At 72.4% G+C, this 25,644-nt stretch carries 24 protein-coding genes; 4 read left to right on the top strand and 20 right to left on the bottom strand.

What is annotated here, in order from left to right:
- Window positions 1-58: 58 nt before the first annotated feature.
- Window positions 59-205, bottom strand: coding sequence for a hypothetical protein (locus ACFYY8_RS17425; RefSeq protein WP_390041823.1), 147 nt, complete (start codon window positions 203-205; stop codon window positions 59-61).
- A 201-nt stretch (window positions 206-406) separates the two neighbouring features.
- Between ACFYY8_RS17425 and ACFYY8_RS17420 the strand changes: the two genes are divergently transcribed.
- Window positions 407-1,636 (top strand): erythromycin esterase family protein, encoded by a 1,230-nt coding sequence (locus ACFYY8_RS17420; protein WP_390041821.1) that lies wholly within the window; start codon window positions 407-409, stop codon window positions 1,634-1,636.
- Here the strand turns inward: ACFYY8_RS17420 and ACFYY8_RS17415 are convergent.
- The 5 genes from ACFYY8_RS17415 to ACFYY8_RS17395 all read right to left on the bottom strand — a co-directional run bounded on the left by ACFYY8_RS17415 (window position 1,581) and on the right by ACFYY8_RS17395 (window position 8,323).
- Window positions 1,581-3,944, bottom strand: a complete 2,364-nt coding sequence (locus tag ACFYY8_RS17415) for a penicillin acylase family protein (protein ID WP_390041819.1) — start codon at window positions 3,942-3,944, stop codon at window positions 1,581-1,583. The two genes, ACFYY8_RS17420 and ACFYY8_RS17415, sit on opposite strands and share 56 nt — an antisense overlap.
- A complete protein-coding gene (locus ACFYY8_RS17410; protein WP_390041816.1) occupies window positions 3,941-6,235 on the bottom strand; it encodes an FtsX-like permease family protein in 2,295 nt (764 codons plus the stop codon). Before ACFYY8_RS17410 ends, ACFYY8_RS17415 begins: the two co-directional genes overlap by 4 nt.
- Window positions 6,232-6,948, bottom strand: a complete 717-nt coding sequence (locus tag ACFYY8_RS17405) for an ABC transporter ATP-binding protein (protein WP_390041814.1) — start codon at window positions 6,946-6,948, stop codon at window positions 6,232-6,234. The genes ACFYY8_RS17410 and ACFYY8_RS17405 overlap by 4 nt, the downstream gene beginning before the upstream one ends.
- A complete protein-coding gene (locus ACFYY8_RS17400) occupies window positions 6,945-7,472 on the bottom strand; it encodes a PadR family transcriptional regulator (protein WP_390041812.1) in 528 nt (175 codons plus the stop codon). Before ACFYY8_RS17400 ends, ACFYY8_RS17405 begins: the two co-directional genes overlap by 4 nt.
- 65 nt (window positions 7,473-7,537) lie before the next feature.
- Window positions 7,538-8,323: a helix-turn-helix domain-containing protein gene (locus ACFYY8_RS17395; protein ID WP_390041810.1), complete on the bottom strand. Its 786-nt coding sequence runs from the start codon at window positions 8,321-8,323 to the stop codon at window positions 7,538-7,540.
- Window positions 8,324-8,408: 85 nt separating this feature from the next.
- On the opposite strand from ACFYY8_RS17395, the gene ACFYY8_RS17390 reads away from it, so the two are divergent.
- The gene (locus tag ACFYY8_RS17390; RefSeq protein ID WP_390041808.1) at window positions 8,409-9,266 is read left to right on the top strand and encodes an SDR family oxidoreductase; all 858 of its coding nucleotides are present in this window, start codon (window positions 8,409-8,411) and stop codon (window positions 9,264-9,266) included.
- 18 nt (window positions 9,267-9,284) lie between these two features.
- Here the strand turns inward: ACFYY8_RS17390 and ACFYY8_RS17385 are convergent, their stop codons facing one another.
- The 6 genes from ACFYY8_RS17385 to ACFYY8_RS17360 all read right to left on the bottom strand — a co-directional run bounded on the left by ACFYY8_RS17385 (window position 9,285) and on the right by ACFYY8_RS17360 (window position 15,146).
- Window positions 9,285-11,051, bottom strand: coding sequence for an FtsX-like permease family protein (locus ACFYY8_RS17385; protein WP_390041807.1), 1,767 nt, complete (start codon window positions 11,049-11,051; stop codon window positions 9,285-9,287).
- Between the two features lie 26 nt (window positions 11,052-11,077).
- On the bottom strand, window positions 11,078-11,818 hold the full coding sequence (locus ACFYY8_RS17380) for an ABC transporter ATP-binding protein (protein WP_352013437.1): 741 nt from the start codon (window positions 11,816-11,818) through the stop codon (window positions 11,078-11,080).
- A complete protein-coding gene (locus tag ACFYY8_RS17375) occupies window positions 11,815-12,348 on the bottom strand; it encodes a PadR family transcriptional regulator (RefSeq protein ID WP_390041805.1) in 534 nt (177 codons plus the stop codon). Before ACFYY8_RS17375 ends, ACFYY8_RS17380 begins: the two co-directional genes overlap by 4 nt.
- Window positions 12,349-12,434: 86 nt before the next feature.
- Window positions 12,435-13,373 carry a hypothetical protein gene (locus ACFYY8_RS17370; RefSeq protein WP_390041803.1) on the bottom strand — a complete coding sequence of 313 codons (939 nt, stop codon included), beginning with the start codon at window positions 13,371-13,373 and terminating at the stop codon, window positions 12,435-12,437.
- The gene (locus ACFYY8_RS17365; RefSeq protein ID WP_390041801.1) at window positions 13,373-13,972 is read right to left on the bottom strand and encodes a TetR/AcrR family transcriptional regulator; all 600 of its coding nucleotides are present in this window, start codon (window positions 13,970-13,972) and stop codon (window positions 13,373-13,375) included. Before ACFYY8_RS17365 ends, ACFYY8_RS17370 begins: the two co-directional genes overlap by 1 nt.
- Before the next feature lie 190 nt (window positions 13,973-14,162).
- Window positions 14,163-15,146 carry an aldo/keto reductase family protein gene (locus ACFYY8_RS17360; RefSeq protein ID WP_390041800.1) on the bottom strand — a complete coding sequence of 328 codons (984 nt, stop codon included), beginning with the start codon at window positions 15,144-15,146 and terminating at the stop codon, window positions 14,163-14,165.
- Between the two features lie 82 nt (window positions 15,147-15,228).
- Here ACFYY8_RS17360 and ACFYY8_RS17355 point away from each other — a divergent pair, with 82 nt between their 5' ends.
- Both ACFYY8_RS17355 and ACFYY8_RS17350 read left to right on the top strand, forming a co-directional pair.
- Window positions 15,229-15,825, top strand: coding sequence for a DUF2087 domain-containing protein (locus ACFYY8_RS17355; protein ID WP_390041799.1), 597 nt, complete (start codon window positions 15,229-15,231; stop codon window positions 15,823-15,825).
- Window positions 15,822-17,054, top strand: a complete 1,233-nt coding sequence (locus ACFYY8_RS17350) for a hypothetical protein (RefSeq protein WP_390041798.1) — start codon at window positions 15,822-15,824, stop codon at window positions 17,052-17,054. Before ACFYY8_RS17355 ends, ACFYY8_RS17350 begins: the two co-directional genes overlap by 4 nt.
- Here the strand turns inward: ACFYY8_RS17350 and ACFYY8_RS17345 are convergent.
- Genes ACFYY8_RS17345 through ACFYY8_RS17310 form a run of 8 tightly spaced genes read right to left on the bottom strand, consistent with a single transcriptional unit; the run spans window position 17,024 to window position 25,639 of the window.
- Window positions 17,024-18,190 (bottom strand): hypothetical protein, encoded by a 1,167-nt coding sequence (locus tag ACFYY8_RS17345; protein ID WP_390041796.1) that lies wholly within the window; start codon window positions 18,188-18,190, stop codon window positions 17,024-17,026. The two genes, ACFYY8_RS17350 and ACFYY8_RS17345, sit on opposite strands and share 31 nt — an antisense overlap.
- Window positions 18,187-19,323: a hypothetical protein gene (locus tag ACFYY8_RS17340; RefSeq protein ID WP_390041794.1), complete on the bottom strand. Its 1,137-nt coding sequence runs from the start codon at window positions 19,321-19,323 to the stop codon at window positions 18,187-18,189. Before ACFYY8_RS17340 ends, ACFYY8_RS17345 begins: the two co-directional genes overlap by 4 nt.
- Complete coding sequence (locus ACFYY8_RS17335; RefSeq protein WP_390041792.1) at window positions 19,320-20,540, bottom strand: MFS transporter; 1,221 nt, start codon at window positions 20,538-20,540, stop codon at window positions 19,320-19,322. Before ACFYY8_RS17335 ends, ACFYY8_RS17340 begins: the two co-directional genes overlap by 4 nt.
- A gap of 11 nt (window positions 20,541-20,551) precedes the next feature.
- Window positions 20,552-21,292, bottom strand: a complete 741-nt coding sequence (locus ACFYY8_RS17330; protein ID WP_390041790.1) for a class I SAM-dependent methyltransferase — start codon at window positions 21,290-21,292, stop codon at window positions 20,552-20,554.
- 3 nt (window positions 21,293-21,295) lie between these two features.
- On the bottom strand, window positions 21,296-22,324 hold the full coding sequence (locus tag ACFYY8_RS17325) for a hypothetical protein (protein WP_390041788.1): 1,029 nt from the start codon (window positions 22,322-22,324) through the stop codon (window positions 21,296-21,298).
- A 5-nt stretch (window positions 22,325-22,329) separates the two neighbouring features.
- Window positions 22,330-23,313: a TylF/MycF/NovP-related O-methyltransferase gene (locus tag ACFYY8_RS17320; RefSeq protein WP_390041786.1), complete on the bottom strand. Its 984-nt coding sequence runs from the start codon at window positions 23,311-23,313 to the stop codon at window positions 22,330-22,332.
- Window positions 23,310-24,566, bottom strand: a complete 1,257-nt coding sequence (locus ACFYY8_RS17315) for a hypothetical protein (RefSeq protein WP_390041784.1) — start codon at window positions 24,564-24,566, stop codon at window positions 23,310-23,312. The genes ACFYY8_RS17320 and ACFYY8_RS17315 overlap by 4 nt, the downstream gene beginning before the upstream one ends.
- Complete coding sequence (locus ACFYY8_RS17310) at window positions 24,563-25,639, bottom strand: hypothetical protein (RefSeq protein ID WP_390041782.1); 1,077 nt, start codon at window positions 25,637-25,639, stop codon at window positions 24,563-24,565. The genes ACFYY8_RS17315 and ACFYY8_RS17310 overlap by 4 nt, the downstream gene beginning before the upstream one ends.
- Between the last annotated feature and the right edge of the window lie 5 nt (window positions 25,640-25,644).

The following is a 25,644-nucleotide window of genomic DNA, read 5'->3' as shown; positions in this document are numbered from 1 at the left end:
CGCGCACAGACCGCACTCAGCGCGCTGTCAGTCGTCTGTCACGCCGCCGTCCTCCTGGTCATTCGTCCGCCTGGCCGTCCCCCGGGTCGTTCGCCAGGTCGTTCGTCAGGAGGAAGGGCTCCGTGGACCAGAACTCCTCCGGTCTGAGGCTGTGCAACGCGGTGTCGAGCGTCGCCGTGCCGCGCCGGTTGATATCGGTATTCACGAGCAGGACGTCATTCCGTTTTGTCGAACTTCGCCGGTGTGCCGGTCTTCGCCCATGACGACCGGTTGGGTGTCGGCCGGGCCACGCCCTGTCCAGGGGAGGGAATCGAAAGCACCTGGGCCTGCTTTGAGGGTTTATCATCAGCTACTTGTTGTTTTCACGGAAAGCCTCAACGTAAGGTTCAACGATACCGTTTAAGGCATGGTTGCTGATGTCAGGGGCGTCGTGCGTCCCGTGGAGTCCGTCATGGGGCTGTTCCCCTCCCGGCCTCGGTTGCTCGCCCTCGGCGAGCCGACCCATGGCGAGGACGTTCTGCTCGACCTGCGCAACGACCTCTTCGAGCGGCTCGTCACGCAGGAGGGCTACCGGACGATCGCGATCGAGAGCGACTGCCTGGCGGGGCTGGTCGTCGACGACTACGTCACCGGGGGTGCGGGCACTCTCGACGAGGTCATGGAACGCGGATTCAGCCACGGCTTCGGCGCGTCCCCGGCCAACCGCGAACTCGTGCGCCGGATGCGCGCCCACAACGAAGGCAGGCCCGCCGCCGAACAGCTGCGTTTCGCCGGGTTCGACGGCCCGCTGGAGATCGGTGGCGCCGCGAGTCCCCGGCCCGCCCTCACCGCGCTTCACTCGTACCTCGCGGCCCGGGTGGACGCCGACCTGCTGGCCTGCACCGGGGAGACACTCGACCGGTTGCTCGGCGCCGACGAACGGTGGACCGACCCCGCCGCGATGATGGACCCGTCCCACTCGGTCGGGCGGTCGGAGGAGGCCGTACGGCTGCGGCTGCTCGCCGACGACCTGGTCGCCCTGCTCGACGCGCAGACACCGTCCCTGATCGCGACGTCCTCGCGGGAGGAGTGGGAGCGGGCGCGTCTGTACGGGCGCACCGCGACCGGCCTGCTGCTCTACCACTCCTGGATGGCCGACACCTCGCCGGGCCGGATGACGAGACTGATCGGCCTGCGCGACGCGATGATGGCCGCCAACCTCCTCGCTCTCGCCGAGCGGGGGCCGGTGCTGGTCCACGCCCACAACCGTCATCTCCAGCGGGAGCGGAGCACGATGCGGCTGGGTGCCCTGCATCTGGAGTGGTGGAGCGCGGGCGCCCTCGTGAGCGCGCGCCTGGGCGAGGAGTACGCCTTCCTCGCGACGGCCCTCGGCACGATCCGGCACCGGGGGGTGGGCACCCCTCCGCCGGAGACCGTCGAGAGCCTGCTGTACGGGCTCCCCGAGGAGCGGTCCGTCGTCGGCGCCCGTGACCTGGTCTCCGCCCTCGGGGACACACGGCTCACCCCCCGCGTGTCCCCATATTTCGGTTATTTCCCCCTGGACCCGGCCCACCTGGCGGACAACGACGGAATCGTGTTCGTCAGGGACCTGGGACCTGCCGCAACGACGTCGTCGTCAGCTCCGGACACGCCCTGATCTCGGCCTCGGTGAACCGTTCCGTCACCCACCGGCCGCGGGAGAACAGCTCAGTCTGGTCGGTGTGGTGCGGCGAGGCCGGGTTGGCCGACAGCGAGTACGTCAGCACGGTACGGGTGCGCGGCCCGGCCGGGGTCAGCTCCACGGCGATCAGGAAGCTGGAGCCGGTGTCCACGTCCGGGTAACGCCCTTGCTCACCGAGCGGGCCGCCGGTGCGAATCCGGTCGAAGCACCCCTCCCCCTCCGTACAGCCCGGCACCGGGACGGCGCCGTAGCGCTGGGCCTGACCCGGCGTGAGCGTCAGCGGGAGGTCGTTGGCGGTGAAGAACCGTACGGCGTCGGCCAGCGCGGTCGCCACCAGCGGGTCGGCGACGTCGAGTCCGCGTGGCGTGGTGAGCGGGTGCGCGGGGTCGAACGGCACCTTCCACCAGCTCTTCCGTGAGTCAGCCGCCTCTGACCGTCTGTGCGGGCGGTTCAGGTTCCGCAGGAACTCACGCCACAGGACGGCACCACGGCTGTCGAGGCGGGCCCGTCCGTCCCAGGCCGTCAGCGTGGCGCAGGCCCGGCGGACGTCGACCTTCCCACCGTCGCTCGCGGTCATCACCGGCCTGGCCCGGCACAGCGCGCGCAGGTCCGGGCGGAGCAGTTCGGCGCTCAGGTTGCGCTTGCCGACGGCCGTCCGCTGCAGGGTCTCCAGCGTGAAGCCGGGGGCGCCGAGCCCGTCGCCGCCCGAAAGCCGCTGGGCGACCATGTCGAGGCCGACCCGGGTGCGCAGGTCCCGTTCGGTACGGACGTCACCGTAGACGCGCGGATAGCCGGTGAGCGGGGCCTTCGGATTGGTCAGCCAGGGGCTGGCGTTGGCGTTGGTCACGTAGTCGGCGCGGGTCAGCCTGGGCTGGGCGGCGGGGCCGAAGACGCCCGGCTCGATCGCGTCCGCGTCCCGGCCCCACAGACACGCCGACGTGGAGCCGTCCAGGACGAGCGCCTCGGGGTCGTCCCCGGCACGGCAGCGTTCGGCCTGTTCGTCGGTGACATGCGGTACGACCGAGGCGTCGGCGAAGTATGTCTCGCCCCTGGAGTCGGCGGCGAGCGTGTAGACGAAGGGCATGCCCTGGTAGGTGTCCTGTACCCGGCGCAGTTCCGTGAGGTCGCGGGCGGCTCCCATGGCCAGCCACTCGTCGGCGAATCGCAGGTTGGCGGCGTTGACGTCGGCCAGGGCGAGCGCCTCCTTCCCGGTCCAGCCGGTGGCCAGCACCGGGCCGTACCTGGAGGTGTACAGGGTGGTGGTGACGGCGCGGGTCCCGCCTCGGGCGTCCCGGACGGTGACCGAAACCTCCTGCCTGCCCATCGGCTCCGGCCGCCCGTCGACCAGGTAGGAGGTGCGCAGGCCCGGCGCCAGTTCGAGCCGGTACAGCGTGAACCGCTGGGCGTGGGAGACGGTGTGCGTCCAGGCCACGGTGGCGTTGTGGCCGATCTGGACCATGGGTGTGCCGTACAGGCTGCCGCCTGACACGTCGAGCACGCCCGGGATGGTCAGGTGGACCTGGTAGAAGCGGCGGCTGCCGTTCCACGGGAAGTGGGGGTCGCCCAGCAGCATGCCGGTACCGTCGCGGGTTGCCTCGCGCCCGATGGCGTAGGCGTTGCTGCCCGGGGCGGACGGCCCTCTCCTGACCGGCCGGTCCTCTCCCTGCTCCGACGTCCGTCCCGAGGCGGCGATGGCCTCCTTGAACGAGGAGCCGCCGCCCAGCCGGGCGAGGTCGAGCAGGTTGGTCCAGACATCTGTGGCCGTGATGGGCCCGACCCATTCCTTGCCCCGGCAGGTGGGGTCGGGCAGCCGGTCCACACCCGTCTCGCTCAGGTACCGGTTGAACCCGGCGACGTAGCCGTCCACGAGGGCGCGCAGCTCGGCGCCAGGACCGTGCGGCGCGGGCCGGGCGAGTATCCGGCGCAACGTGCCCGACGCCTGGATCCCCTTGTAGTACACGTCGCTGGCCAGGTTGGAGACCGGGTCGATGGGGTCGTCCGACATCGCCTCCGCGCCGAAGTACCGCGAACGTTCGCCGCGCAGGGTGAGCGCCCACGAGGCCATGACGCACAGGTTGTCCTGCGCGAAGGCGTAGCCGTAGCCGTAGCCGAGACCGCCGTGGTCCTTCGCCTGGATGTGCGGGATGCCGTACTCGGTACGCCTGACGTCGGCGGCGTAGCGGCCCTCCTCCGCCCGCACCGGCGCGGGCGCCGCCACGAGAAGCGCGCCGGTCAGCGCGGCCACGAGCGGTACGGCCAGCCGCCGGACACGTGTGATGATCATCGGGGGTCCTGTTCGAAGTGGGCGTTGTCAGGCGCGGTCACACGCCTGAGCAGTGGCAGGCCGGCGAGGATCACCAGCAGGGCGGCCAGCAACCCGCCGCCGACGGTCAGGAAGTAGGCGGGCCCCGGCAGCGCCACCGACGCGTTCCTGATCGCCAGCCGGTCGATCAACGGCTTGGCCACGCCGAAGCCGGCGGCGGCGGCCACCAGGGCGGCCAGTACCACGGGGGCCGCCGTCTCCAGCAGCACCACCCTGGACAGGGTCCGTGTCGGCGTGCCGCCCAGCCGCAGCAGGGTGAACGGCTGCCTGCGCTCGACCACCCCTCCCGCGACCGAGACCAGCAGACCGCAGCCCGCCACCAGCAGGGTCAGCGAGACGACGGCCAGCGCGGCGCGTTCCGCCTGTTCCAGCAGCACCGCGCGGGTCTGGGCGACCTCGGCGAACGTCTGCGGCGTCTCGGTACCGCCGGAGGCGGCGACGTACGGGGTGAGCAGCGTGCGGACTCGTTCACGGACGGCCGGGTCGTCCACACGGACCAGCACCGCCGCCAGGGGAAGGGCCGCGGAGGTGGCGGAGGTGTCCGGGTTTTCCGTGTCCACGATCGGCAGGTGACGATCGACGGAGAGCATGTTGTCGCCGGTCAGCAGCCGGTTGAAGTCGGCCCTCACCTCGCGGGCGCCGGGGGCGCACCGGCCGAGCGCCGGGAAACCGGTCAGGGCGTCGCAGCCGACCACGTGCCCGAGCAGGAAGTCGGGCCGGCAGCCGGGGCCCGGGTCGCACGGCGGCGGTCCGTCGGGTCTGGGCGGCGCGTCGGTCCTGCGGTAGACCGGCAGCACGGTGACGCCGGGCTGGGCGCGTATCCCGGCCAGCAGCCCGGCCGCCGTGTCCGGCGGCAGCGGCAGGCCGTCGGTGGCCTCGCCGTACCCGAAGGAGGCCCGCATGACCTCGTTCAGCGTGCCGCCGCCCGCCGCCTTCTGGCCGGAGACGACCGCGGGGACGACACCGGCGACGGCCGTGCCGATGAAGACGGCCAGCACGATTCCGTTCACCGACCGGAAGGCGCCCTTCGGGTCGGCCGCCAGCCGTCGCGCGGCCAGCAGTGTCGCCGCGCCCGAGGTGACGCGGGCGGTCAGTCGCGCGGCCAGCAGCGTCAGCCACGGCCCGGCGACCACGAGGCCGACCATGGTCAGCGCCAGGCCCACGTCGACGAGCACCGTGTTCGGGTCCCCGCCCTTGGCGAACGCCGGACCTGCGAACAGCCCCAGCCCGGCCGGCAGCGGGAGCGTCCGCCACCATCCCGGGGCGGACGCCCGCGCCCTGCGCGCCGTACCGAGCGGCGTGACCCGCACCCGGCGCAGCGACCACAGGGCGGCACCGACGGCGGCGAGCGGCACTCCGAGGAGCACGGCGGCGTACTGCGGCCCGGTCGGTGCGACCGTTTCGGGGAAGAAACGGGAGCCGGTGACCGTGACGTCCACCAGGACCGGCCGCACCACCTGGAAGAGGAGGACGCCGGCGATCGCGCCCGCCGCCGCGCCGAGCGCCGCGTCCGCCGACGCGATCGCGTTGATCTGCCGCGTGGTGGCGCCCGCCAGCCTGATCGCCGCGAAACGCGTCTCGCGGCGGGCCGCCGCCAGGCGGGTGGCGGTGCCGATGAGGACGAGCAGCGGGAAGATCAGGCCGACCGCGGCGATGCCGAAGCCGTGCTCGTACAGGGCGGTGGTCTCGTCGTCGGCGGGTGCGGTGGCGACGGTGTCGACGGCCGTGGTTCCGGCCATGGCGGCCAGTTCCGCCGGGGTACGGCCCACGACGACGACCAGATCGTCGGGGCCGGACAGCGCCGCCGGTCCGATCAGGCCCGCGCGGGTGCCCGGGAAGCGGTCGGCGAGCTGCTCGCGCGGTACGGCGTCGACCAGTTCGGCGAGCGCGGGTGAGAGGTGGTACCGCCCCGCTGCGGGCAGGGCGGAGAGGCCGGGCACGGTCGGCGTGGCCGTCCCCGGGTCGAGGACGGCGACGTCGAGCCGTTTGATCGGGCGGCCCGCGTAGATGTCCCGGCGGTGGTTCCACAGCACGGCGCCCTGGGTGGCGCCCAGCGCCCAGCCGCTTGGCGCGGAGCCGGTCGTGCACTCCCAGCACGGGCGGTTCGCGGTGGTCCTGAACGCGTTGAACAGCGCCACCGTGCCCAGCAGCACCGTCACCCCCATCGCGACGGCGACGGTGACGAGCGTCAGCCTGACGGCGGACTGCCCGCCGCCGCGCAGCGACAGCCGCAGGCCGAGCAGAAATGTCATCGGACGGCCCCGCTCGCGTAGGGGTCGGTGACCTTGCCGTCGCGCACCATGACCTCCCGGTCCGCGCAGGCGGCGACCCGGGCGTCGTGGGTGACCACGATCACGGTCACGCCCTCCTCGCGGGCCAGGCCGACGAGCAGTTCCATGACCTGCTCGCCGGAGAGAGAGTCGAGCGCGCCGGTCGGCTCGTCCGCGAAGATCACCTTGGGCCGCGTCACCAGGGCTCTGGCGATCGCCACCCGTTGCGCCTGCCCTCCGGACAGTTCACCGGTGCGCCGCTCGCCCAGGTCGTCCAGTTTCAGCCGCAGCAGTGCCTCCCCCGCCCGCCGGTAGGCCTGTTTGCGCCGGGTTCCGCCGAGCAGCAGCGGCAGCGCGACGTTGTCGGCCACCGTGAGCTCCGGCACGAGCTGGCCGAACTGGAAGACGAAGCCGAACGCCGTACGGCGCAGCTCGGAACGCCTGGCGTCGTTGAGGAGGTCCAGCCTCCGCCCGTCGAACCAGACCTCTCCCGTGTCGGGGGTGAGGATGCCCGCCAGGCAGTGCAGAAGGGTGGATTTGCCTGAACCGCTCGGCCCCATGATCGCCAGGATCTCCCCCGCCGCCACGGACAGGCTCGCCGCGCGCAGCGCCGGTGTCCGGCCGTGGGCGCGGTCCACGGAACGGGCCTCGAGCAGCGGGCCCGGAACGGGAACGGCGTCGATGACGGCGGTCATGCGTTGCGCACCGTTTCCGCCAGCGCGCCGAGCCGGGCCGTGGTCACGTCGATCCAGCGCAGGTCGGCCTCAAGGTGGAACAGGGCGTGGTCGGCCAGCAGGGTGTCCACGAGGGCGTCACCGCGTTTGATCTCCGACAGTTCGCGCATGCGCCGCATGTGCGTGGCGCGCTGGGCGTCGAGGTAGCCCTGCGCGTCGTGGCCGAGCAGCAGGGCCAGCACGACCTTCGTGAACAGAACGGTCTGCAGGAACGGCTCGGCCGCCACCGGTTCGGCGAGCCACACCTCCACCTCCTGGCTGCCGAGCGGGGTGATCGCGTAACGCTTGCGGTCGGGGCCGTCACCCGGCTCGCTCTGACCGGCCGTGACCTTGCCGTCCCTGGCCAGGCGGCCGAGCGTCGAGTAGACCTGCCCGAAGGGCAACGGCCTGCCCCTGCCGAAGTAGGTGTCGTAGGCGCGTTTCAGGTCGTACCCGTAGCTGGGCTCACGATCCAGAAGGCCCAGGAGGGCCAAGGGGACTGTCATGGAGCCCGACTATATACCGGGGGTATATACGCGGTGTATAAGGAACACGGGCGGGGGCCGAGAGGTCAGCAGGGCTGGAGGGCGGGGAGGCGGCCCTCGAAGAAGGCGGCCGGGGTGACGCCCATCAACGTACGGAACTCGGCCGTCATGTGGGACTGGTCGTAGTAACCGGTGGCCGCGGCCAGGCGGGCCCAGCGGGGACCGTCGGCACGGGCCAGGGAGAGTGCCTCACTGAGACGTTCGATGCGTTCGAAGTGCTTGGGTGACAGGCCGACCGCGTCGGCGAACAGGTCGCGCAGGTGCCGCTCGCTGACGGCGAGGTGGCGGGCGATGACGGGCAGCGGTTCGTGCCGTCCGCCCCCACGTCCGCGCAGTGCCCGGGCCGCGGCCCGGACCAGCGCGCCCCGCGCCCCGTCCGCCGGGACCCTGGCGGACAGCGCGGCCCCCAGATGCCCGAGCACGAGACCGTCGTCACCGGCCGCCTCCGTCAGCGCCTCCTCCAGCCGGTCCGAGGAGGTGCCCCACAGTTCCCCGAGGCCGACCACCCGGTCCACGACCTCGCTCACCGGGACGCCGAGCAACGGCCGGGCGGCGCCGGGACGCAGCCGCAACCGCAGGCCGTACGGGATGTCCTTGCCCGCGTGGTACGAGGCGCGGGTACGCGGGCCGACCACGAGCAGGTCGCCGCGCCCCGCCGGGGTCGTCCGGAAGACCAGGGAGGTGTCGGTTTCGGGGACGTGCACCAGCGGGAGCCGCCCTCCCCGTACGGAATCGTCCGCCCGCAGCGCGCTCACCGCCCTGACCAGCGACCGCAGGCCGTACGGCACGGCCATCGGGACCTCGATGCTCACCACCTCACGCTAGCCGGGGCACAGGGTGGGCAGGCGTGCCGAAAATTCCTATAGGGGCCGGTGGGCGGGGCGTCAGGGTTGGCGCATGATTCTTGTCACGGGTGCCACGGGCACGGTCGGCGGTGAGGTGGTCCGGTTGCTGGCGGGCCGGGGGGAACGCGTCCTGGCGATGACGCGGGAACCGGCGAGGATCGAGAGGTCACCGGGGGTGCGGGTCGTCCGGGGGGACTTCGACGATCCGGCGTCACTGGCCGGGGCGGTACGCGGTGCCGACGCGCTCTTCCTGCTCAGCGCTCCGGGCCCGTGGGTCGCCCGGCACGACGAGGCGATGATCACGGCGGCACGGGCCGAAGGGGTGCGGAAGGTGGTGAAGGTCTCGGCCATCGGCACGGGAGAGGAACGCGAAGGCGTCACGGTGGGAGACTGGCATCTGGCCGGGGAGCGGGCGCTGCGCTCGGGCGGGCCGGACTGGACGATCCTGCGGCCGTCGAGCTTCGCCTCCAACGCCCTGGGCTGGGCTCCCCGGGTCCTGCGGGGACAACCGGTGCCGAACACGATGGGCGACGGCAGGCAGGGGGTCGTCGACCCGCGGGACGTGGCCGAGGTGGCGGTGACGGCGCTGACGTCCGAGGAGCACGTACGGGCCGTCCTCACACTGACCGGGCCCGAACTGCTCAGCGTCCCGGACATGGCGAAGGCGCTGGGCGAGACGCTCGGGCGGACCGTCGGAACGGTCGAGGTGCCGCTGGAGGTCTACCGCGAGAGCCTGATCGCCGCCGGAGTGGATCCCGGGTTCGCGGACATCGCGGTCGACGGCTCCCGGACGGTGGCGCGGGGCGGCAACGCCCGGCTCACCGGTGACGTCGAGCGGGTGCTGGGGCGTGCGCCCCGCACGTTCGCCACCTGGGCGGCCGACCACCGGGCCGCCTTCGTCTCCGGCTGAGCCCGGAGCCGGGTCCGGTCACGTCGTCTCGGCGCTGAGGGTCGGCGCCACGGGCCTGCGGGCCGCCAGGCGCGCGGGCAGCGCGGTGAGCGCCGCCGTCGCCAGGAGGGTCGCGAGCGCGGCGCCCACCATCCAGAGGAAGGGGGTCTCCACCGCGTTCCTGGCGGTGAAGAGGGAGAGCATGCCGATGCTCAGGGGAACGCCGACGACGACACCGGGCAGGCCGGGCAGGAGCTGGGCGGCGGCCAACCCCATGGAGATCTGCCCCGGGGTGGCGCCGAGTGTACGTGCGACGGCCATGTTCGCCCGGGCCTCCAGAGCGGTGGTCCAGGTGAACGTGACGGTGTTCACGACGGCGAGGGCGATCAGCAGGATGGTGACGACGAGCATCAGCCCGCGGTCGTGCTCGCCCCGCAGGTTGGGCAGGACGGAGGAACCGTCCAGGCCGTAGCCCCTCTCCGGCTGGGCGTTGAGGGTCAGCACGGCGACGATCGCGATCACCGTGGTGGCGGTCGAGCACGCCTGCAGCACGGCGCGGCCAGGCCTGCGGGCGGTCAGCCGTACCCCGAGCAGCAGCGGGGTGGGCAGCAGCGCCGACAGCGCGGTGATCCAGGGGCGGCGGCGGGGCCGGTGCGCGGTGGCGGCCAGCGCCGTGACCGTCGCCGTGCGCATGGCCCGCAGTGTGGGGCCCAGCGTGGACAGCACCGCCACCACCACGGCGAGGACCGTCGCCGTGGCGACGGTGCCGCCGGTCAGCCCGGCGGTGCCGATCCTGCTGGCGGTGGGACTGGCGACGGCGGGCACGGTCAGGCGGGCGATCGCCAGTCCCAGCGCGTCGCCGGCCAGCGCCAGCACCAGATACTCGGTGAGCAGGACGGTCGCGATCAGCCCCGGGGTGGCGCCGACGGCCTTGAGCAGCCCCGCCCGGCGTGTCTGCTCGACGGCGCGTCCCGCGGCCAGCGCCGCCACCCCGGTGACGGCCAGGAAACTGAGCAGCCAGCCGCCGAGGACCAGGATCGGCTGGCTGTTCCTGAGGATCACCATGTCCTGTTCGGCTTTGAACTGCCAGGAGTGGAAGTTGACCCTGGCGGTGGAGGCGGAGTGAGCGTCGCGGAAGGCCTCGGTCGCGGCGGGGTCACGAAGTTTGAGGTCCAGGGCCAGGGTCACCGGAAGGTCGTGGGACGACGCCAGCGCCCGGGCGTCGGAGCGGGTCATCCAGGCCAGGCCGCTGTAGTCGCTGGGTCCGCCGTACGGGCCGATCTGCGCGGCCCAGGGGTAGATGGAGGTGGCCGAGGTCACGGCGATCCCGACGACGGGGTACGGCCAGCCCGCGATGGTGACGCGGTCGCCGACACCGACGCCGAGCGCGGTGGCGAAGCCGCGCTCCAGGACCGTGCCGCCCGGGCGTACCCACCGCCCCGAGGTCACCAGTGGCCGGTCGAGCGCCCCGGGTGTCTCGGCGAAGCCGTGCACCACCACCGGGGACGACGTGGAACCGCGCGCGGTGAGGTCGGCGTAGACGATGCGGTAGGGGCCGTGGTGGGCGACGACTTCCGGAGCGTCGGCCAGCGAGGTCAGGGCCGAGGTCACCCCGGGACCCGTCTCACCGGAGAGCACCACCACGTCCGGTCCGGCGCTGGCCTCCCGGGTCTGCTCGTACAGCGCGTCGCTCACCCCGCGCAGGGACAGGCCGAGCGCCATCGTGGCGGTGGCCACCGTGACCGCGAGCAGGAGCATCGCGGCCTGAACCCTGTGCCTGCGCAGGTCGGCCAACACCAGACGCACGACGAGTACGGCGGAGCCCACGACGTTCAGTCCCCCAGTCCGATCAGCCCGCCGAGTCCGCGCGGGTGGGAGGCGGCCAGCCGGGTGTCGTCGACGAACATCCCGTCGCGCATCGAGACCAGCCGGTCCGCCGTGGCCGCGACCCGTTCGTCATGGGTGACGATCACGAGGGTCTGTCCCGCGGAACGCAGCTCCTCGAAGATTCTCAGCACGTCGAGGGTCGCGGCGGTGTCGAGGTTGCCGGTCGGCTCGTCGGCCAGGACGACCAGCGGCTCGTTGGCCAGCGCGCGGGCGATGGCGACCCGCTGGCGCTGCCCGCCCGACAGCTGGGACGGCAGGTGCCGGGCGCGGTCGGCGAGCCCGACCCGTTCCAGCAGCAGGTTCGCGCACCGCCTGGCCTGGCGGCGTGAGCGTCCGGCCAGCAGCGCGGGCAGCTCCACGTTCTCGGCCGCGGACAACTCCTCCACCAGGTGGAAGGCCTGGAAGACGAACCCCACAGAACGGCGCCGCATGCGCGCCAGCGCTCGCTCGCTCAGCGTGTCGACGCGTCTCCCGGCCACCCACACCTCTCCACCGGTGGGCCGTTCCAGGCCTCCCAGCAGGTGAAGAAGAGTGGACTTTCCACAACCGCTCGGCCCCATCACCGTGAGCGTCTGCCCCTGGGGCACCTCCAGGTCGACCTCGTCCACCGCGCGGACCCGGCTCTGCCCCTGACCGTGGGTCTTCACCAGGCCACGGGCCCGGACCACGACGTCTGACACGTTCATCCACCCTCGACTTCGTCGTCGGCCCCGGACCAGGCCCGTTCGCAGGCGTCCAGCCAGCGCAGGTCGGCCCGCAACCGCAGCACGAGGCCTTCCAACAGCAGGCCGGCGCCCGTTCCCGCCGGTTCGGCCAGCGCCGCCTGTTGCACCTCACGCAGACGGCGCAGCAGCTCGCGGCGCTGCGCCGCCACCAGCTCGATCGGGTCGGCCAGCCGGGCCGCCGCGGCGGCGGCGAGCTTGAGGTGGAACTCCGCCAGGTCGGGTTTCGGCCAGCCCACCTCGGTCAGCCAGGCGGCCACCCGCCGCTGCCCGGCCGGTGTCAGCGCGTAGACCTTGCGCTCGGGCCGTTCGGGAAGCCCGTCAGCCCGCTCGCAGACGACGAGCCCCGCCTTCTCCAGCCTGGTCAGGGTCACGTAGATCTGACCGGAGTTCATCGACTCGCCCAGCGGGCCGAGACTCCGCCGCAGCCGGGCACGCAGGTGGTACCCGTGTGATGGTTCCTTGGCGAGCATCGCCAGCACCGCGTCCTGCACTCCACCCCCTGACGGTTGGCAAATAGATAGCGGTTACCTATAGGAGATGTCAAAAGCCCCCGCAGGGGCGGAGCGCGCGGACATCGTCAGGGATTCGCGTAGCGGGCGGCCATGGTGTGGAAGACCTCCCTGGGTTTCCAGGTGGTCGGATCCAGTGTTTCGACGAGGCCGTAGGAGCCGAGGGCGGCACCTCCCGTGCGGTTGTAGGCGGCGAAGGTGAACCAGAAGGAGGCGTCGACGCCCGCCTCCTCGAAGGCGTCCGTCAGCTCGGTGAAGTAGCGGACCTGCTCGGTCTCGTCGCGGACGGCGCCCGCGGGGACCTCCCAGGCCATGCCGCCACGGTCACCGGCGCCCGTGTAGGGACAGGTGCCGAACTCCGTCACGGCCACCGGCTTGCCGTGGCTGAAAAGACCGCGCAGCTCGTCGGAGAAGCCGGCGGCGTTGTACGCGGCCCGGTAGGCGTCCGCGCCGACCAGATCGAACGGGGCCCAGTCGACGAACTCCCAGGGACCCGCGGCGTACGTCACCCGGCCGCCGAAGTGCTTCCTGGACACCGCGGCCGCCTCACCCAGGAAGGCGTTGAAGCGCTCCATCACCGGGCCGATCCCCTGCCACCAGGCCAGGTCCGCGCCGGCCATGGCGGTCAGCCGGTCCCCGTAGGTGGCCCCGGGCAGGAACCCGTGGCCGAAGGCGCTGGTCTCGCAGCCGGGAACGAAGACGACCTCGGCACCCGCCCGCCGGACGGCCTCGGCTCTCCGGGCGCAGTCGGCGTACAGGGCGAGCATCTCGGAAGCGCCCAGGTCGACGGGGAAGGGGGAGAACCACACCTCAAGGCCCGCCGCGGCGGCGAGTTCCGCGGCGAGCGAGAGCCGTTCCGGCGTGCCGCCGGTGATGCGCACGGCGGTGCAGTGCAACTCGTCGGCGATGACCCGGATGTCGCGTTCGACCGCCTTTGGGTGCCACTCCGGACGGCTGGCGTTGCCGGGCAGGAAGCCGGTCTCGTAGGTGACTCCTCGTACGCGCATCACTTCTCCTCTCCGCCGAAGGCCCGCTCCAGCAGGTCGAACGCGAGATCGAGGTCGCCGCCGACGAGCCTGCCCGCGGCCAGTGGGGTCATGCCGTCCGTCAGGCGCTGGAAGAACGTCTCCTGGACGGTGCCGACCGCGGTGACGATGTGCGCGGCCATCAGCCGGACGCGGATGCCGTCCGGTTCGCCTTCCTCGATGAGGACCTTGACCAGGGCCGCGGCCTGCTCGCCGCGGAAGCGGCTGACACCGGCGACCAGGGCGGGGCTCTGCTGAATGACCCGCACCATGGTGCGCAGCTCGGGGACGTAGGAACCCGCGGGCTCGGCGACGGCGCCGTGGTAGTGCTCGCGCAACGCGCGCAACGGCGTGCGGCCCGGCGCGCGCTCGGTGACCACCCGGGCGAGATCGTCGTCGAGCACGTGCAGGACCAGGGATTCCTTGGTCGGGAAGTAGTTGAACAGGGTCGCCTTGACGACCCCGGCCGCCTCGGCGACCTCGTTGACGGTTACCGCGTCGAACCCCCGCTCGGCGAACAGCCGCATCGCCGCGTCCGCGATGTGGGCCCTGCGCTGGGCTCGTTTCTCCTCTGCGATCACAGCGAACAGCGTACATGGACCGGGTTCAGAAATGAACCTGGTCCAAAATAATCCGTCGAGCGAGGACCTCGACCCGGCCGGCTTGTCCGCGCCGGATGTCACGCACCGGTGAGACCCGTGCCGGACGCGGACCTCCGGCGACCAATCGTTCGGTGACCGGTGCCACAGCCCTTAGCGGAGCCCCGCGTTCTCAGGGATGACGGTCGAGGCGGACGGTGGCGACCGGGGCGAGCACGGCGTCCATCCGGGCGACGAGGCCGGAGTCCAGTGTGACGCCGGACGCCGCCGCGTTCTCGGTGAGCTGGTCGGGGCGGGATGCTCCGACGATCGCGGCGGCGACGTCGCGGTTGCGCAGCACCCACGCCACCGCCAGCTGCGCCATGGTGAGCCCGGCCTCGCGCGCGAGCGGGCGAAGCAACCGCACCCGCTCAAGGACGTCGTCGCGCAGGTAGCCCTGGATGTTCAGTGCGCCGCCGCCGTCACGGTCGGACGCCCGGCTTCCGTGGGGAGCCACGCCGCCGGGTGCGTACTTGCCGGTCAGCACGCCCTGGGCGATCGGCGACCAGACCACCTGCCCCATGCCGAGCTCACGGCAGGCCGGCAGGATCTCGGCCTCGATGACCCGCCACAGCGCCGAGTACTCGGGCTGATTGGCCACCAGCGGCACGCCGAGTTCGCGGGCGTGGACATGCGCGGCCCGGATCTGATCGGCCGTCCATTCGGATACGCCTATATATAGGGCTTTGCCGGACCGAACCACATCGGCGAACGCCTTCATGGTCTCCCGCAATGGGGTGTGGTGGTCGAATCGGTGGGCCTGGTAGAGGTCGATGTGATCCGTTCGCAGGCGGCGCAGCGACCGTTCGACCGACGTGATGATGTGTTTACGGCTCAGGCCTCTGTCGTTGGGGCCGCGCCCGGTCGGAAAGTAGACCTTGGTAAATATTTCGAGTCCTTCACGGCGTTCACCGGCCAAAGCCCGTCCCAGCACCGTTTCGGCACGTCCTCCGGCATACGCGTCAGCGGTGTCGAAGGTGGTGACACCGACGTCCAGCGCGGCGCGCACACAGGCGATCGCCGTTTCCTCATCGACCTGTGAGCCGTGGGTGAGGAAGTTGCCGTAGGCGATTTCGCTGACCACGAGGCCGCTGCGCCCAAGCCGCCGGAATTTCACGCCGACGACCGCCCGCTGAGGATAACCATTTATGAATCATCTTTCGTTGAAAGAGATTCGGCAACTGGTAAACTGTCGACCCATGTCTGCCGCAGCTAAATCGGGGTCCCGCGCCACTTCCGCCATCCTCAGTGACGCCTCTGAAATTCTGCTGGCGTTGTCCAACGACCGGCGGTTGGCCATCGTCAACACGGTCGTGACGATGAACAAGGAGTCCGGTGCGGTGCGGCTGGCGGAGCTGGCCCGCGCTCTGGAGCTGGACGTCAAGAGCCTGTCCCGCGATGTGATGCGGCTGGTCGAGGCCGGCGTGCTGCGGCGCGAGGGTGACGCGCTGATCGCCGACATCGCCTCGCTGGGGCGGGTCGGCGACTCGGTGGTGGAGATGACCGCGCTGTGCCAGGCGATCCCACCGGAGTCGCCGCTGCGCCGCTACCTCGCCCACGGCCGCATCGTCGACCTGCCGAAGCGCTCCGAAGACCTCGATGTGATCGCGAGGGCCCTCGCCAGCCTCCTGCCCGAGGATCAGACCCTGACCGAGGGTGAGGTCAACGCGATCCTCTCCCACGCGGGCGACGACGTCGCGCGGCTGCGGCGGCTGCTGGCGGACCTCGGCCTCGTCGAGCGGTCCGGATCGGCGGAGTACCGGCGCCCCGCCGCGGCGCCGGCCAGGGCGTTGTGACCGGGCGCACCGCCTCCGTCCCGGTCTTCGACTTCGATCGGCTGCCGCCGGACTGGGGGCACGGCCCCTGCGTCCTGCGTGGCCTCGACGGCATCGACGCGGTCGACACCTACGGCATCCTGCGCCGCATCGGCGCCGCCGTGCGCGCCGGGACCCACCGCCGTCCCGACGACGTCAAGGTCTTCACCGTGCCACGGGTGACGGCGGAGCTCGGCGACTGCCTCCCCGGTCCCGGCGAGTCCGAGTTCGGCCCCTACGCGCGACGGGTGTCACAGTCGTTGAACGTCGGCTGGAGCGTGGTGGCCAACTCGGCACAGTCGCACTCCGCCGACCTGTACCGGTTCGCCCGTGACGTGTTCGTCCGGCTGCGCGGCACCGAGCGCGGGCTTCCCGCCGGCGTCTCGGACTGTTTCATCGTCGCCGGCTCGTACGCGTCGGGGCCGACCCGCATCCACAAGGACACCGCCGACGTCTTCCTGTACGTGGCCGAAGGCGTCAAGACGATGTTGCTGTGGCCGTTCGAGACACTCGTCGGCCACGCGCCGGACGGCTGCGACCCGGAGCACGAGTACGTCGCGCTCGGCATCGGGCCCGACGCCGTCGACACGCCGCCGCTGCGGCTGACCGGCGTGCCGGGCGACGTGCTCTACTGGCCGGCGTCCTACTGGCACTGCGGCGAGTCCGACGGACGGCCGTCGCTGAGCCTGCATCTCGCGACGCACAACTTCCGCGACATGGGGCCGGTGTGGGCCGGTGCCTTCGCCCGCGCCGGGCTCGGCGCGCCGACGCCGCGATGGAGCGCCACGGAACGCGAGCTGGCCGCGGAAGCGCTGACGTTCGGACGCGCCGCCGCCGCGGCCGCCACCTCCGCCGTGCACCAGTGGAGCGTGACGCGGCACAGCACGGCCAACTTCGAGATCCTCCCCGACCTCCCTCAGCGCACACCGCCCGACTGGCTGCGCACGACGGGCGTACGCGCTGCGCAGCGCACGCCCGTCTCCTGGGCGACCGACGCCGCGGACCCGAAAACGGTGATCGTGGCGGCCAACGGCCGCTCGTTCCGCGTCGCGCCGCGGCAGTCGTCGCTTTCGCTGCTCACCGCGCTGGGCGACCTGGCCGTGGGCGCGGTTCTGAGCCTCGACGCGTGGCGGGGGAAGGGCGGGCTGCCGGCCGACGTGGTCGCGGTGCTCGACGTCGCCTACGCCGCCGGGGCGGTGGACGCCGGCTGAACGTCCGGCCGCACCGGCACGACCAGGGTGGTGGCGAGCGGCTCGGCGTACACGCCGGGCACCGCCGCGTCGACCTCGGTGAGGGTCACATCCCGCAGCGCCGCCGACAGTGCCGCCCACAGGTTCACCGGCAGGCCGCAACGTTGCGCCTCTCCGTGCGCGAGCAGCAGGGAGTTCGTCGACGCGAGACGGCGCAGCACCTGGGTCCATACGATGCGCCTGGCGTCCTCGACCGGGCGTGCCGAGGGACGCGCCGCGTCCGTGTGCGCCGCGTGAATCAGTGACACCACGTGGTCGGCCGTCGCCGCGTCCGGTGCGGCGAGCATGACGAACTCGCCGTGGGCGAGGTCCGTCACGCAGTCCCACAGGTAGCTCACCGCCGCACGGGACCGTATGACGTCGTCGAGCGCCGAGTGGTACGGACCGAACGCCACCTGGTTGGCGATGAGGACCGCAGCGAGCTCCCGTACCGTGCCGACCGGCGGAATCGCACGCCGGACCTGCAGATAGGCCAGATCCGCGCGTGGTGAGCCGACCTCAAGCCACGCCGGTGGCCTGCGGTGCCGGCGCAGGCCGACCGCCGGGTCCTCGCCGGACGCCACGGTGCCCGGCCCGAGCGCCGCGGTGACGGCCACGCCGACCGGCACAGCCGCTGCGGGCTCCTCGAGCAGCCGCCGGGCGGCGTGCACGACGTCGGCGACGAGCCGCCCCGCGTGGATCCGGTCAGGGGTTCCCGGCCGGGCGAAGCGCGTGGCCAGGGTGGCGAGGTGGTGCGACGTTTCGACGGACGCGGCGGCGGCCCGCTCCAGCGCACGCCCGGCCCGTTCGTCGAACACCGGGGCCGGTCGCACGGCGTCGTGCAGGCGCGCCGCCTGCTCCCAGACACATGCCGGGTCGAGCTCCGGCATCGTCACGTCCACGCCGATGACGCGGCCGTGGTCGACGAGTGGGACGGCCTCACCGAGGCGGGCGCCGAAGGTCCAGACCCGTGGGAGGGTCAGCGCGTCGTGGATGAGCTGAACCACGGGCCCGTCCGGCGGGGCGCCGTCGGCGCGCAGGTGCAGGCGTGGCCGCGGGTCGCCGGTGTGCACGTACCGCACGCTGCGGTCGCCGTCGCGGCGCTCCCAAGCCGTCACCGCCGGGACCCGGCGTGCGCGCGGAAGTCCGCGTGCGGGCTTTCGGCGAGCAGCTCGGCGAAGCCTCGCATCGTGTCCGTGGACGCCTCGCGGACCGCGTGCCGTACCGCGTCGTGACCGGTCGCCGGGCCGATCAGGTCGATCGCGTCGATGGCGGCCTGGTCGGTGGCCTCGATCCGGGTCGCGTCGGTGGTGGCGCGCACCGCGTCGAACCGCGCCAGGTCGCCGCGCAGCAACGGGAGCAGGTGATCGTGGACGAGATCCGGAGCGGGTCCGTCCGCCAGGCCGGCGGCGACCGCGAACAGGTGACCGCCGCGCACCGCCGCCGCGCCGAACGGGGAGACGACCCGCCCCGACACCCACCGCAGCCCGGCCGGTGGCGGGCATCGCTCGATCAGACCGATGGCGAGCCAGGCCGCCGCCGCGACGTCCACGGTGAGCGGAAGAAGCCAGGCGGCGGCGCTCGCCTCGACGTCGTCGGTCGCGACGGTCCAGCCGCCGGCCAGTGCCGGCGTCAGAGCCGGTGCCGGTGCCGGTCCGTCCTGGTCGGGCGGTACGGCGAAGGCGGCCAGCAGGTCCTCGGGCGACGGCAGGGGCGATGTCTGCGGTCCCGCGACGCACACGGCGAGGCGACGCCCGGTCAGGAAGGAGGTGATGTCGTCGAACCGCAGACCGTCGGTGTCGACGGCGACAGGATCGAAGTCGGGGTCGCCGCGCAGCGCCCGGGCGATGTCCCGGCGCGGGAACCCGAAGACCCGCCGTTCCCGTCCGGTGCGCCGTTCCAGCGCGATGAGCCGCAGCGCGGCCGTGACGCGTGGCGCCATCACGTCGGGCAGGGCGGCGCGGCAGCGCCACAGCCGCTGCGCCAGGGCGGAGACGACCGCCGGAACCTCCTCCGGCGGGCACACGTGGTGCAGCACGACGGCGTGCTCGCGGGTCTCCCCCCACTCGACGGTCGGCGCGTCGAGCTCGTGCGCGAACCACACGTGTTCGAAGAGGTGGGCGAGGCCCGCACCGGACACCGGGTCGTCGAGGTAGCCGCGGGCCACCACCACGCAGATCGCGCTGTACGGGCTGTCGGGGACCACGCGTACCGCGGCGCCGACGTCGCCGCGGCGCGAGGAGGAGATCAATTGAGATCTCCTGGGAGCACGGCGGCGCCGTCCTGCGGCACGGTCGCGCGCCGGGCGGCCATGAGCACGAGACCGACGGCGGCCGCCGCGACCGTGACCGCGCCGGAGACGATGAACGTGGCGCGGGGGTTGCCCGCGGCGAAGACGCCGCCGAGCACGAAACCGACCAGGAAGAACGAGTTGACGATCGAACCCGCCGCGGCGTGCGCGCGGCCCAGCAGCTCATTCGGGGTGCGGATCTGCACGGCCGTACGCATGCCCATGTTCTGGTAGGCGTTGGCCGCTCCCGCCGCGAGCGCCGCGACGACCGCGAGCACGACGGCATTGACGAGTCCGTACGCGAGGATCGCCACGCCCATGGCGCCGGCGCCGACCAGCACGACACGTTCGGGGGTCCGGAACTCGCGACGGGATCCGAGGGCGGCGCCGACCAGGGCGCCGACGCCCCACGCCGCGGTCAGCACGCCCAGGGCCGTGGCGCCCGAGTGCAGGGGCCCCTTGACGAGGAACACCAGCGCCACGTTGACCATCGAACTGGCCGAAACGGTGATGACCACGATGGGCAGGATGGTGCGCAGGTCGGTCTGGCGGGCCAGGAACTTGATGCCGTCGGTCGCGCCCGTCCACCACACCCGGCCGTCGTCGTCGACCGGGCGGCGCACCTTGATGAGCACGATCGCGGCCGCGGCGAGGGCGAAGGACACGGCGTCGACCAGCAGTGCCGGACGGAGCCCAATGCTCGCCACCAGCACCCCACCGACGACCGGCCCGGCGAGCGTGGACGCCGAGCGGCTGACCTCCAGCAGTCCGTTCGCCCGGGTCGGGAAGGCCTCGCCGGCCAGCAGCGGGATCAGCACGATCGCCGCCGGGGTGGACACGGCCGCGCACAGGCCGACCAGCGTCGAGCCGCCGAGCAGGACGGCCGTGTTCGGCCAGGCGCTCATGGCCAGCACGACGACGGCCTGGACTCCGGACACCAGCGCGAGCATCCGTCCGGCGTCGCGCCGGTCGAGCAGCTGGCCGGCCAGCGGCGCGAGCAGTACGGCGGGCACCAGTTGCAGCACCAGCAGCGCGGCGACGAGGAAGGACCGCCCGGTCTCGGCGAGGTGGAACATGACCGCGATGGCGGCGATCTCGTCGCCGACGGCCGAGACGAACACCGCGACGAGGAAGACAGCGGCGGCGCCTCGGCGGACCTGAGTGACATCGGTGGACATGGTGGTGTGGTTCATCCCTTGCGGCCGGTGAGAATGTGGTCGGCGTCGGTGCCGTAGGCGTGCAGCGCGTCGAGCCCCGCGTCGGCGAACATCTCGGCGAGCGCGGCGATCGGGCGCAACCGCCGCAGCTGTGTCCCGCGTTGTGTCCGCCGTACGGTTCCGTCGGGGCCGACGATCCGGATGATCCGCTCGATCCGCAGGCACCGGCCGTCGGCGTCGGGCGTCCGTCGCTCCTCGACCTGCGCGAGCGTGGCCTCGGCTACCGGCACGTCGGGGCGCCGGGTCCAGCCGGTGCCGTCGCGCAGCGTGTCCTCACCGGCCGAACCGGCGAGTGCGAGGACGCCGCCGGGCTTGAGCGCGGCGGCGTAGCTGCGCACCGCGGTCATGGCGAGGGCGTCGTCCACGATGAAGCTGAACGCGTTGAGCGGGCAGAAGATCACCGCGTATCCGCGCAGCGACGCGTCGAGCGGCGCGAAGCTGCCGCGATGCACCACCGGGCGCAGCCCGAGGCGGCTCCCCTCGGTGACGCACACGTCGGTCATCTCGTCGGAGATCTCCAGCCCCTCGACGTCGTGCCCGGCGGCGAGCAGGCGCAGCATCAGGCGTCCGGTGCCGCTGCCCAGCTCCAGGGCCGGGCCGTCGGCGCCGGCGACCAGTTGGGTGAACACGTCGTCCTCGACAAAGCGTTGGTCGGCGATGGCATTGGCGTACACGGTCCCGAGGAGGCCATCGTAGAAGCTCGTCGTCGTCATGGCTCAGACCCGGAACGCGTTGTCGGGCAGCCGTGCCGCCGCCGCGTCGGGTGTCCACCGCGCGTACCGCCGGTGCACCGCGTCGAGATGCCCCCGGTACAGGTCGATCATCTGCCGCAGGACGACGAACAGGTGCTCCACAACGGCCGGTGTGAGGTGACGCTCCTCGGACAGCAGCAACGCGGGCAGCCCGGCGTGGTCGCCCTCGACGTCGTCGTCCTCGTGCGCGCGGAACACCTTGATCAGGCGGTCCGGCACGCCGTGGTCGCGGGCGAGCAGGTCCAGTACGTCGTCGCCCGACCGTGTCCCGCCGGACCGCGGCGCCGGAACCTCGGGCAGGACGAGCGCGGCCGCGAACTGCGCCACGCCCTGCCAGGCGAAGGCGCCGTAGGCGTGGCTGTAGGCCATCGTCTCGACGGCCTCCGGAGCCCGGCGCAGGACGTCGACGTCGAGACCGGCGAAGGCGAAGCCGCTCAGCAGCAGCTCGCCGTGGCCGGACTCCGAGTCGCGGAAATCCTCCAGCGCCGCGCGCTGGGCGCCGGTCATGTCGTGCCGGAACACCGGCTCGCTGGACCAGCGGGCGCTCCGCACGACGAAGTAGGTCTCCACGAGGAACCCGAGCGCGAGCCCCGGGTTCGGGCCCTCGGCCAGGGCGCGCAGCAGCGGCGCGTCGCGGACCGCGGCCGGGAACCGGCGGCGGAACACGTCGAGCAGCCTGCACGCCACGTACGCCCCGGGCACGTGTTCCTGCCGGGCGGCGTCGGGGTCGACCAGCAGGCCGGTGCTGAACAGCCGCTGGACGGCCGCACGCGCCTCACGCTCACCGCACCCGAGCCAGCCGCCCACCTCCGACAGCAGCTGCTGCGGCGGCACGCCGTGCGCCAGGCGCGTGAGGTCCGGGGTTTCGGCGGCGCGCGCCGGGAACTCGGCGCGGTACGTGCCGTCCTCGATGCGCACCACGCCGTCGTCGACGGTCAGGGACGCGCGGTCGCTGAACCGCGGGCGTACCGCGAAATCAATGACGTCTGGCATCGGTCCTACCTTTCAGCGGGTTTCACGAAGACACGGCCCTGAGTGTCGATGCGGTGCAGCAGCACCCGATGGTCCAGCCCGGCGAGATACTCATCGGTGGCTTGCGTGGCGCCGCTCAACTTGCCGTAGTCATCGACGATGACCACCCCGTGGGGCACCACTCTCGGGTACAGCTCACGCAGCTCGTGCAGGGTCGACTCGTACTGGTCCGTGTCCAGGCGCAGCAGCGCGATGCGGTCCGGCGCGTTCCCGGGGACGGTGTCCTGGACGAAGCCGGTCACGCAGTGCACACGCTCGCCCGGGTAGCCCGCCGTGGTGATCCGTTTGTGGATTTCGGCGGCGGAGGTGCCGGATGACATGTGCTCCGGCGTCGCGGCTTCGGCGCCGGTCGTCCGCTCCTCCGCCCCGACCATGCCGTCGTGTCCACCGGCCGGTTCCCAGGCCCAGTCGAACGTGTCGAACAGGTACAGGTCGCGGTCCTCGACATGATGGTTGAGCAGGGCCAGCGCGGCCAGCAGCATGCTGCCGCCCCGCCAGACACCGCACTCCACCACGGCGCCCGGGATGGCGTTGCCGACGATGTGACCCACCGCCGACCACAGGGCGTACTGCGCGGCGGCCGAGGTGAGGGTGAGGTCCTCACACTGCCAGGCGGCTTCGAGGAAGTCGTGGTCGTGGTCGAGGTCGGGAGCGGCGGACACGACCTTCGCGATTTCTGCGTGTACGTCACGCAGTGCGACGCCCGGTTCGTCGGCCACGACACGGGCCCCGCGCAGATGCCCGAGCAGGGCGGCGGCCGCGTGCCGATCGAGCCCGGTCAGGGGGGCGAGCGCCTCGGGCAGGTCCTGCGCCGTCGTGCCGCGTGCGATCTCCGCCAGCACGACGAGGACACCCGGATCGACCTGCCAGAGGGTGAACGGCCGGTCGACATGGCCGAGAACGAGCCGGCCGTCCTTGACGGCCACGAACGCCCCGTCTGTCAGCTTCATGACGTCGTCCTTTCCTGGTCCAGTGCGCCGCGCCGGACCAGTTCCCGCATGAGCGTCGCGGCTTCGGCGAGGCCCGGCGGGCCACCGGAGGCGCGCATCGTCTCGCTCCATCCGGCGAGGGTCCGCGTCGTACCCGGCTCCAGCGTGGCCAGGAATCCGTCGAGCCATCCGCCGCCGCGCACACGCATGACGTGCCCGTTGGCCGCCAGGTAGGTCGTGTCGTCGACGACCAGCGTCGCCACGGCCGACACGTCCGGGACCGTGAGCGGGTCGGTGGCCGTGAGGCCGGGGCACGGCCGCGGCGGCGGCACCACCTCGAAGTTCGACGCGGTCCGGCGCCGCAACCGGCTGAGACGCGTCTGCAGGTCCAGGCCGGTGCCTTCGAGGACGCGGGTCAGGGCCTTGCGCACGGCCGCCTCGACGGCGTCGGCCCGGTCGGTGTCCTCCTCCCCCGGCGTGCCGCCCAGGAACCGGGCGACGCCCAGGTCGGCCTCGGCCTGCTTGCGCAGCCGCCGCAGCACCGTGGCGAGCCGGTCGTCCCACTGGTAGTACGCCATGTGCAGGGACACCGTCGCCGCCCCGTCTGAGGTCGCGCAGTGCCAGCGGTCCGACGGCCAGTACATGACGGTGCCCGCGCCGCCCTCGACCACGGTGGCCGTGTCGCGATGGTCCTCGACGCGCACCGACGAGGGCAGGTTCACCTGACGCTGGATCGCCTCGGCGCCCGCGACGCGGCCGAACACCTCGAAGGGCCACGTGTAGTAGCGCTTGGTGCCGCTGATGACGTGGGTGAAGACGCCTGCGGTGTCCTTGTGGATCAGTGTCGGCGCGGTGCCGTACGCGGAGGCGATGAGGTGGCAGTCGACCCCACCGGCCGGCCCTGAACCGGTCGCGGCGACGACGGCGTCGGCCTGGCGGCGCAGGACGCGCCAGAAGTCCCAGTCGAACTGCTGGAGCGAGTTGACGGTCAACGCGAAGGACCGCACCTGACCGCGGAGACGGTCGGCGTATCCGGCGAAGCCGCTGTCCAGCCCGCGGTCGGGCAGATACGGGTCGAGCTGGGTGGGGTTGACGATGTTGTCGTCGGTGAAGAGCCGTACGTCCTGCGGGTCGGGCAGCGTCGTACGGGTGGCCGCGGCGGTGCACGCGAGCGTGAACAGCCGCTCCTCGGTGAAGGCGCCGGTGTCCCAGGGCGGGTCGATCACACCGGGCCCGCTCTCCCACAACGTGGTGATGTCCGGTCGTCCGCTCATCGCAGCGACCGCCGGGCGTGCTCGACGTAGGGGGCGACGCGAGGGTCCCGGGCGCTGAGCGACTCGCCGTGGTCGCGGACGAACCGGTCGGGATCGGTGACGCCCTCGTCCTTGAGGAAGGCGGCCAGTTCTCCGCCCTCGGCGCCCGCCCACAGCAGACCGGCCAGCAGCTGCGCGTCGACACCGGGGGCGAACACACGGGAGAAGATCTTCCGGCGGCGGAACTCGGGCACCGTAGGGGCGAGCCTGGCGAGGTCGTCGTCGGCGCGGGCCGCGGCGGCCCGTTCCAGCAGCGCCGACACCTCGTCGGGCGGGTTGTCGCTCAGCTCGTCGAGCACGTGGATGAGATGGATCGGATCCACCACGGTCATCGCCTGTTCCAGCGTTCGCAGGTACAGCCGCCGGTTCGCGCGGCGCAGCATGCCGAGCCCGTCGATCCATCGCTGGACGTTGGATGTGCGGTGGAAGGCGGCGGGCAGGTATCCGACGCCGGGACCGACGAACTCGTGCGGCCGATGCTCGGGGCCGCCCGCCACAGGTTGGGCGGGCGCGCGTCGCACCGCCACCGTCACCGACGGTTTCTCGATCCAGTAGAGCTCGTGGACGAGGGTCGGCAGGATCGGCGAGACCGACGCGGCGCGCATCATGGTGCGGCTGGTCGCCGACAGCGTCGCGGACGTGACGCCGTCACCGAGCGCGTCGAGTGCGGAGAAGTCGTACTCAAGGTGGACACGGCGGCCGCTGAGCGCCAGGAACGCGCCGGACGACACGTGTTTGTGCAGGGTGGAGGAGTTCTGCAGCCAGTACAGTACGTCGACCCGGATCGTCTCGGTCCTGACCACGGTGACGCAGGCGTTGCCGAAGTAGTTCTCCCACGACTGGTCCGGCCAGCCTCGCGGGTCCGCCAGCAGTTCCGCGAGAAGCAGTCCCGGGTCCACCCGGGCGAGTGCCGTCGAGCCCGCGAGGGCGGCGGCCAGCGCGTGCGCCGAACGGTCGTCGTCCGCCGTTCCTGTCTGTTCCTCGACGGCGGTCAGAGCGTCCTGAAGTTCACGGAACGCGTCGATGGTGCTCACTTCGG

This window comes from Streptosporangium sp. NPDC001559 (genome assembly GCF_042893955.1).
In the GTDB taxonomy this organism is placed as follows: domain Bacteria; phylum Actinomycetota; class Actinomycetes; order Streptosporangiales; family Streptosporangiaceae; genus Streptosporangium.
This window is presented reverse-complemented; position numbering and strand designations above follow the sequence as displayed.